Origin of the sequence: Paenibacillus sp. lzh-N1 (assembly GCF_002872435.1) — a bacterium.
Lineage (GTDB): Bacteria > Bacillota > Bacilli > Paenibacillales > Paenibacillaceae > Paenibacillus > Paenibacillus polymyxa_C.
The window spans coordinates 2,437,419-2,445,000 of sequence record NZ_CP025696.1 but is presented as its reverse complement, the minus strand read 5'-3'; the positions used below and the strand labels follow the sequence as shown (position 1 = coordinate 2,445,000).

The window sequence follows — 7,582 nt, the reverse complement described above, 5'->3', positions numbered from 1 at the left end:
AGCCAGGATCAAACTCTCCATTAAAGACCAACCGAAGTTGGTTTATCGAAAGAGCGATTAGCTCATGTTGAAACTGACGAGATAAAATATCTCTTTGTTTGATTTTGCGAACAAAATCATTTACTCACTCGTTGTTCAGTTTTCAAAGATCAAACCTTCATTATATCTCACTTTGTTTCACCACCGCATCTCAGCGGCGACTTTTATAGTATATCATCTCTTTTTGAATTTTGCAAGAGTTTTTTTAATTCTTTTTTCGAGCAAATCCTTCAAAAAGGAACGAAAATTAATTTAACATGAATATTGAATAGAGTCAATACTTTTTTTGATATCAGAAAGTATATTTACTTCCTGATATCTCGGTCTGATATAGTTCTTCTTTATCTTATCATTGTTTGGTTTGCGGGACACGGCCTCTGCGTGCATATTTGGATAGTTCCTTAGCGGGTGCAAAACGGGCATACATGCGGAAAACTGTTTTATATCGAAGTGCTATAGCATAACGGATATCCTGGTCCAATCGGGTATCGCTCATATCAAGCAGCATTTCATCTAGTTCCTTACGAAGAACATAGTCAAGTTCCTTGCATTCTTTTTCGTTAAACAGCATTCCCAACATATGACCATACTCCCTTATCAGCAGATTATATAGTACTTATATTTGCCCAATTAATTGTTCCAAACTTTACCTGTTTTTAAACTCAACTGCTAAGGTTTCAAACTTACTCCAAGTAATCTTTAATGTTTTTCTTTACGCTCTCCCCTTTGTTATGTTCAATTTTCGGGAAATATATAAATAATTGGCCATATTATTTTAATGCGACAATAAACGATAAGTTATGCCGCTCTCAATCGCAGCTGCTATAAACAGAAAGATGACAGACCATATTGACACGGTCAACGTTTGTTTCAAAAAAACCTCCCACGATGGGCCAGTACCTTTGCGTTTTAGTCCTATGCTTGTACCTAGGGTAGATATTATATTGACTCCAAACTTCAATCCGAAGGCACAGGCGATAATTAAAACAGGCAATTCAATCACACCATGAGGCAATAATCCTTTTACGACAATTTCATACATACTTCTTCCCATATCTGTCTGCAGGTGTACTACGAAACCTAAAACCATTCCGTTCACAATCAAAAATATAAACGGAACGATTCCAAAAAGAGCCCCGGTATATATAACCAGCACGCATTTAATTGCATTATTGAAAAAGATAAACACAAAAAAACTCCATTGTGGATGCTCAGAGTTCTGCAATCGTTGCGCCACTCCCCCCAGTCCCTCCATTTGTTGTGCCAATATAGCCTGAATAACACCTGTACTTAACCATCCCACTACAATACTTGCGCAGAAAAAAAGTGCAGCGATCAAAATTAGCCGTCTTGTCGTGCGTAAATCATAAAAAAATACTTTTAGTCCCATTTGTAGATGCCTCCTATTGGTCCAATGGAATAATTGACAACCCCTGGCATAGCTTTAAGTAAACAAGCACTTCTAGGATGAAAGGGGCATTAACCATGAATTCTTTTTTCTATGTATTGAACGGCAAAAAAATCAAACGATTCTTGATCGTAATGGCAGCGGCCATCTTTACTGCTGGAGTCATTTATGTAGAAACCGATAATGTTACGGTCTTTTCCGAGGAAGCGCCAACTGCCATTTACAGTGTACCAACGGATAAAAAGCTGATCGCTCTCACCTTCGACATTAGCTGGGGGGATAAGCGTACTGCTCCCATTTTAAAAGTTCTCGAAGATAAAAAAGTGACCAAGTCCACCTTTTTTCTTTCTGCCCCTTGGAGCAAAACACATCCAGAACTCGTGAATCAAATTAAAGAAAGCGGATTTGAGATTGGCAGTCATGGCCATAAACACGAAAATTATAGCAGCTTAAGCGATGAAGAGATTCGTAAACAGATTTCAACGGCTCATACCACATTAACCGAGCTGACTGGACAATCCCCGAAGTTAATCCGCATGCCTAATGGTGACTTTGACAAAAGGGTACTTCAAGTTGCCAGCACTTTAGGCTACAAAACCATTCAATGGGATACTGACTCCCTGGACTGGAAAAACCCTGGTACGCAGGTCATCATCGACCGTGTTATAAATAAAGCTCATCCCGGTGATATCGTCCTTCTTCATGCCAGTGATTCTTGCAAACAAACTCATGAAGCGTTGCCCATCATTATCGACAAGTTGCGGGCACAAGGCTATGAATTCGTGACTGTATCCGAACTGCTTCAACAGGGTACAGTAAAAGGTAAAGAGGTTCGCGATCAAGCTCTGGGTCTTTAAGGAGTTATTTTACATCGTTCTCAGCTAAAAACCAAAAACAACTCGACATATTTCTCCCCAATCATCCGCATACTATCCACATTCATGATAAAGGAGGAATACGGCCATGAATTGGACTCGTTTGCGATTTGTTAGCATGGTATGCGTGCTGGGCGTTGCACTGAGCGGCTGCGGCTCGGATCAGGGTTCTGCACCTCCCCAGACCAGTTATAAAGAGATGAAAACGATGGTTGTCGATATCTTGAAAAGTGATGATGGAAAAAAAGCCGTAGAAGAAGCTTTAACCGGGGAAAAAGAGGGACAATCCGGTCAAAGTGGTGGAGGAGGTGGAGCTGGGGGCAGCATGGGAATGAAAATGCTTATGCCCACGCAATCCGCTGAACAGATGAAAATCGCAGTAAAAGATACTTTAATCTCACCTGAATATAAAAAAGAAATCGAAAAAATTATGACTGATCCGCGTTTTGCCGGAGAATTTGCCAAAGCCATCAACAGTCAAAGCAAACAGCTTCATATGCAGCTTATAAAAGACCCTTCTTACCAAAAATCAATTGAAGCGATGCTAAAATCGCCTGAACTAACCAAGATGTACATGGACTTAACTAAAACTCCCGAATATCGCAAACAATCTATGACAGTCATGCATGATGCTATGCAGAATCCAATTTTTCGGCTTGAGGTCATGAATTTACTCAAAACTGTCGTTCAAGAAGAACTTCAACCTAAGGTTGAGAAAAAAGGCGGAGAGCAAGGTGGCTCTGGGGATCAAAAACAAGATGGTGGTGGAGGTGAAGGAGAACAAGGCGGTAGTGAAGGAGGGCAAGGAGGAGGTCAGTAAAAAAAAGGCTGGTTCAACAACCAGCCTTTTTTATTATTTAGATTCCATGTGCAACCTCGTAATTTGGGCGGCTATATCATCATAAATAGCTCCTGTCGCCGACTCCGATTTATATACGGATGGAGAAAAATCAGCTTCTGACGGATGATTATCTGGGATACCCAGCGGAATTTGCGCCAAAAGTTTCGTATGAAGTGTATCTGCCAACATCGCCCCGCCTCCCCGTCCAAAAACATGGTCTTTTTCTCCCGTGGAGGACACATAATAGGACATGTTCTCCACCACGCCTATGACCTTATGATCCGTTTGAAGGGCCATTGCCCCTGCACGTGCAGCTACAAAAGCTGCCGTCGCATGCGGAGTAGTGACAATGATTTCTTCACTCTGCGGGATCATTTGATGGACGTCAAGCGCTACATCACCAGTACCTGGCGGTAAATCGAGTATCATATAGTCCAGCTTACCCCATTCGACATCACTAAAAAACTGTCTAAGCATTCTTCCCAGCATGGGACCTCTCCAAATAACCGGATTGTTTTCTCTAACAAAGAAGCCCATGGACATGATCTTGATACCAAATCGTTCCACTGGCTGAATGATACCATCTTCGACAGAAGGTACATCCTCTACCCCGATCATATCCGGCACACTGAATCCATAGATATCAGCATCAATTAATCCCACTCGCTTACCCTGTCTGGCTAGAGCTGCAGCCAAATTCACAGCTACTGTCGATTTCCCGACACCACCTTTTCCGCTTGCAATGGCAATAAATCGTACGCCAGATGCTGGGTTAAGTAGCTCATGTTCTTCCATACCGACAGCATGTCCTTTGGTCAATACCGGATCAGCTACCTCCTCGGTATCCTCTCCATTTTGAATAGCTGACTTTTCAGACTCAGATGCCTCACGAATACGAATATGGACGTGACTTAATCCTGCCTTTTCTAACATCTGCCGGATTTCCCGATCCAGTTCTGTCCGCGTCTCTTCCTGGCTATCCAGGGCAATAGCAGTCAATGATACCCGATCCTCTTTAACAACCACATCCCGAATAAAATGGAGATCAACCAAACGGCGTCCCGTTTGAGGCTCTCGCACTTGCTGAAGTAGCTCTATAACTTGCTCTCTCGATTGCATGAATAATCAGCACCTCTGCTTTAGTGATTTACGTAGTGGTAAACACTTACAGTATACCACTATCTGACTTCAGGTGCTGATGAGGTTCCCTTTTCCCCGGCACTGTAACGCAAAATCCCTTTATATATAGATGCAGCCACTTGTCTCTGATAGTTCTCGTCACTGAGTCGTCTGGCTTCCTCTGGATGAGACAAGAATCCGACTTCTACAAGAGCTGCCGGCATTTTGAGTGCCTTTAATAAATAGACCGTGTTTACGGTCTTAGCCACTCTGTCCGTATTTTCCAAGTTGCGCTTGATTTCTTCCTGAATTAAGGACGCCAAATTCTCGTTATCTGCATGATTAGGTACGAAAAAGGTCTGGGCTCCACTCCAACGGCTCGACGGGATACTGTTCATATGAATACTTAAAAAGAGGTCCGCTTTCTGCTCCTCAATCATACGTACCCGTTGCTTTAAATCCTCCGTTTTTCTTCTGGAGTAGCCTTTTGTTTCTTGCTGCGCCAGATCACGATCATCCTCACGTGTCATGACGACAACAGCTCCTGCTTGCTGCAAATAATCCCGCAAATAAAAAGCGATCGCCAAATTAATATCCTTTTCAATGACCCCCTCTTTGCTAACCGCTCCTCCATCAGGCCCTCCGTGTCCGGCATCTATAGCAATTACCTTACCAGTAAGCGGTAGACTCCAATGAATCCACGCTCTCGAAGCAGGTATCTCATACAATGTCAGCATGATAAATAGAACAGCGAGACAACAGCCTAACAGCACTTTTTGCAGCGTCCGATAGCGAATCCACAGTGTGACCTCTTTTTTACGATTGTTTTTTTGCATAACAAAACGCCTCCGTCCTATACAGATACTAATAATCTATATGGGACGAGGCGTGTAGTTAGTACAACTCAGGCATGAACATATTCTTTCATACCTTCAATCAGCACTTGAGCGACCTCAGGTCGTGTAAATTCAGGTGGCGGACAAACCCCGGAGCGCAACAATTCCCTCACTTTGGTGCCGGAGAGCGTCAAATGGTGCTCCTTAGGATGTGGGCATGTTTTGCTTGAGGCCATATTTCCACATTGGGTGCAGTAAAAGCTGTGTTCAAAAAACAACGGGGTAATCCCCAGCTCTTCAGGTGTAAAGTGCTTGAAAATTTCCTGCGCTTCATAGGTACCGTAATAATCCCCTACACCGGCATGATCTCTTCCGACAATAAAATGGGTGCAACCAAAGTTCTTTCGCACAATAGCATGGAAAATGGCCTCTCTAGGACCAGCGTATCGCATGGCGGCAGGAAAGACCCCCAGTAAGGCTCGATCAGCCGGATAATAGTTGTCCAGCAACACCAGATAGCTCTTCATACGCACATTTGCTGGAACGTCATCTGACTTGGTCTCTCCAACGAGCGGATTTAGAAATAAAGCATCCACAATTTCCATCGCGCTTTTTTGGATGTACTCATGTGCCCGGTGTACCGGATTTCGTGTTTGAAAACCGACCACCGTCTTCCATCCCTTTTCAGCAAAAAGGCTACGTGTCTGTGCTGGCGTGTAATAAAATTCGCTAAATTGTGTAGGTTCTGGTCGATTCAGCACTTGCACCGTTCCACCTACATAGGTAGCAGGTCGATCTAACAATTTGTTTACGCCAGGATGGGCCGGGTCATCCGTCTTGAATACACATCTGGCTTCCTCTGCTTGGTCAACCTGATAAATACTCTCAATATCAAGTACAGCATAGATGATACCATCTGTTTCCCCCACCAAAGCCACCTGTTGACCTAGTTTCAGTTCACTGGCTATGGTTTCTACTACTGCAAGAGTAATGGGAATACTCCAGACTGTACCATCAGCAAGACGCATATCCGTTACCACCGAACGATAATCCGACTCATTCATAAATCCCGTCAATGGAGAGAAGGCACCTATTCCAATCAAATCCAGATCAGAAATCGTCCATGGGTTTACAGGGATAGGAAACAATTCACCTGCAGCCTGCAAGAGTGCTTCTTGCTCCGGTCCTGTAATATTTCTGTCAACGAGCGTTCCGCCATGCGGAAGAATTGCAGTCATAATGCACTTCCTTTCTATATCATAAATAAAGTCTCAGCGCTACCTATATACCATTTTATTGATGGAGCCCACACTCCGTTTTCTCATTCCCTGACCAACGACCAGCACGTGGATCTTCACCTGGCAGGACTTCACGTGTGCATTGCTCACAGCCAATACTGGGGAAATTACGGTCATGCAATGGATTATACAATACTTCATGAGTGCGAATATAGTTCCATACGTCCTCGGAAGTCCAGCTCGCCAAGGGGTTAAATTTAACGAGGCCAAACTTTTCATCATACTCTACCTTTTTTGCATTCGCACGCGTAGGAGCCTGATCGCGACGGATACCGGTAATCCATGCATCGTATTGAGACAGAATGCGTGTCAGCGGCTCAACCTTGCGGATACCACAGCATGCATTAGGATTTGATTTCCACAGCTCCTCTCCATGCTCCGCAGCTTGCTCTTCTGGAGTCATTAAGGGAGAAACTCTAACAAAATCCAAATTGTATCTAGCTTTCATCTGATCTCGCGTATCGTAAGTTTCTTGAAAATGAAAGTCGGTATCTAAATAAAAAATATCGGTAGAAGGGCTAATTCTTTGAAGCATATCTACTAGTACTACATCTTCTGCTCCGAAGCTACAAGCAAAGGTAAGGTTGGGAAATGTATGAACTGCATACTTGATAATTTCTTCCGGCGTAGCCTCTTCCAGTTCACTTGCCTTGACTCTAATCAACGCTTCTTTCTCCAATAAATTCATTATCAATGCGCCTCCATATGAAGATTCATAAATAAGTGATGCTCCAAAGCCGACTAAACTAATAAGATTAAGTACAGTATAAAACTTTCATATCCATTGTCAATCCAAGCAAAATCGTCATACTGTAAACATTTATTCTCTCGCATGATGAAGGAACGTTGTTCTGTCAGCATTCTTTAACGCTCTCCTGCATATCCAATCAAGTTCATTGGCTTTATATAAAATATTCTTATATCATACGTTTGAAAATTGTCCTTAGGTTGCTTCATAACTAAAAGTAACTATTTATAGCAGAGGGTATGCCTGAACGTAAATATTTTAGGTCAATGAAGATGCTTTCTCTACTCCACCAGTGCCAAAGATATATCCGCTACGCGGTTGCCATCGTATTCCTGACTAGATTTGATTATTATGAGCAGATGAAAATAGCTGAGGATAAAAGCGTCGTTCCATAGATCCATGATTATCCTTGAATTTG

General features: G+C 42.9%; 8 protein-coding genes and 1 rRNA gene (1 of these 9 running past the window's edge). 2 read left to right on the top strand and 7 right to left on the bottom strand.

The features are described 5' to 3' along the window. From C0638_RS11110 to C0638_RS11100, 3 genes are all read right to left on the bottom strand, one after another. Positions 1–24: ribosomal RNA gene (locus C0638_RS11110) — 16S ribosomal RNA — on the bottom strand; it reaches 1,530 nt to the left of the window's first position. A gap of 364 nt (positions 25–388) precedes the next feature. Then, entirely contained in the window at positions 389–619 is a 231-nt protein-coding gene (locus C0638_RS11105) for a hypothetical protein (protein WP_013312131.1), read from the bottom strand. Between the two features lie 195 nt (positions 620–814). Further along, positions 815–1,429, bottom strand: coding sequence for a stage II sporulation protein M (locus C0638_RS11100; RefSeq protein ID WP_058712129.1), 615 nt, complete (start codon positions 1,427–1,429; stop codon positions 815–817). Between the two features lie 95 nt (positions 1,430–1,524). Between C0638_RS11100 and pdaB the strand changes: the two genes are divergently transcribed. Both pdaB and gerD read left to right on the top strand, forming a co-directional pair. After that, a complete protein-coding gene (gene pdaB / locus C0638_RS11095; RefSeq protein ID WP_058712130.1) occupies positions 1,525–2,304 on the top strand; it encodes a polysaccharide deacetylase family sporulation protein PdaB in 780 nt (259 codons plus the stop codon). Positions 2,305–2,410: 106 nt separating this feature from the next. Next, complete coding sequence (gene gerD, locus C0638_RS11090; RefSeq protein WP_013373244.1) at positions 2,411–3,142, top strand: spore germination lipoprotein GerD; 732 nt, start codon at positions 2,411–2,413, stop codon at positions 3,140–3,142. Positions 3,143–3,175: 33 nt separating this feature from the next. Here gerD and C0638_RS11085 read toward each other — a convergent pair whose 3' ends face one another. From C0638_RS11085 to C0638_RS11070, 4 genes are all read right to left on the bottom strand, one after another. Then, complete coding sequence (locus C0638_RS11085) at positions 3,176–4,282, bottom strand: Mrp/NBP35 family ATP-binding protein (protein ID WP_058712131.1); 1,107 nt, start codon at positions 4,280–4,282, stop codon at positions 3,176–3,178. Positions 4,283–4,341: 59 nt separating this feature from the next. Next, complete coding sequence (gene cwlD / locus C0638_RS11080) at positions 4,342–5,118, bottom strand: N-acetylmuramoyl-L-alanine amidase CwlD (RefSeq protein ID WP_013373246.1); 777 nt, start codon at positions 5,116–5,118, stop codon at positions 4,342–4,344. Between the two features lie 68 nt (positions 5,119–5,186). Next, complete coding sequence (sat, locus tag C0638_RS11075; protein ID WP_058712132.1) at positions 5,187–6,356, bottom strand: sulfate adenylyltransferase; 1,170 nt, start codon at positions 6,354–6,356, stop codon at positions 5,187–5,189. Positions 6,357–6,411: 55 nt separating this feature from the next. After that, positions 6,412–7,104 (bottom strand): phosphoadenylyl-sulfate reductase, encoded by a 693-nt coding sequence (locus C0638_RS11070; RefSeq protein ID WP_040102793.1) that lies wholly within the window; start codon positions 7,102–7,104, stop codon positions 6,412–6,414. Between the last annotated feature and the right edge of the window lie 478 nt (positions 7,105–7,582).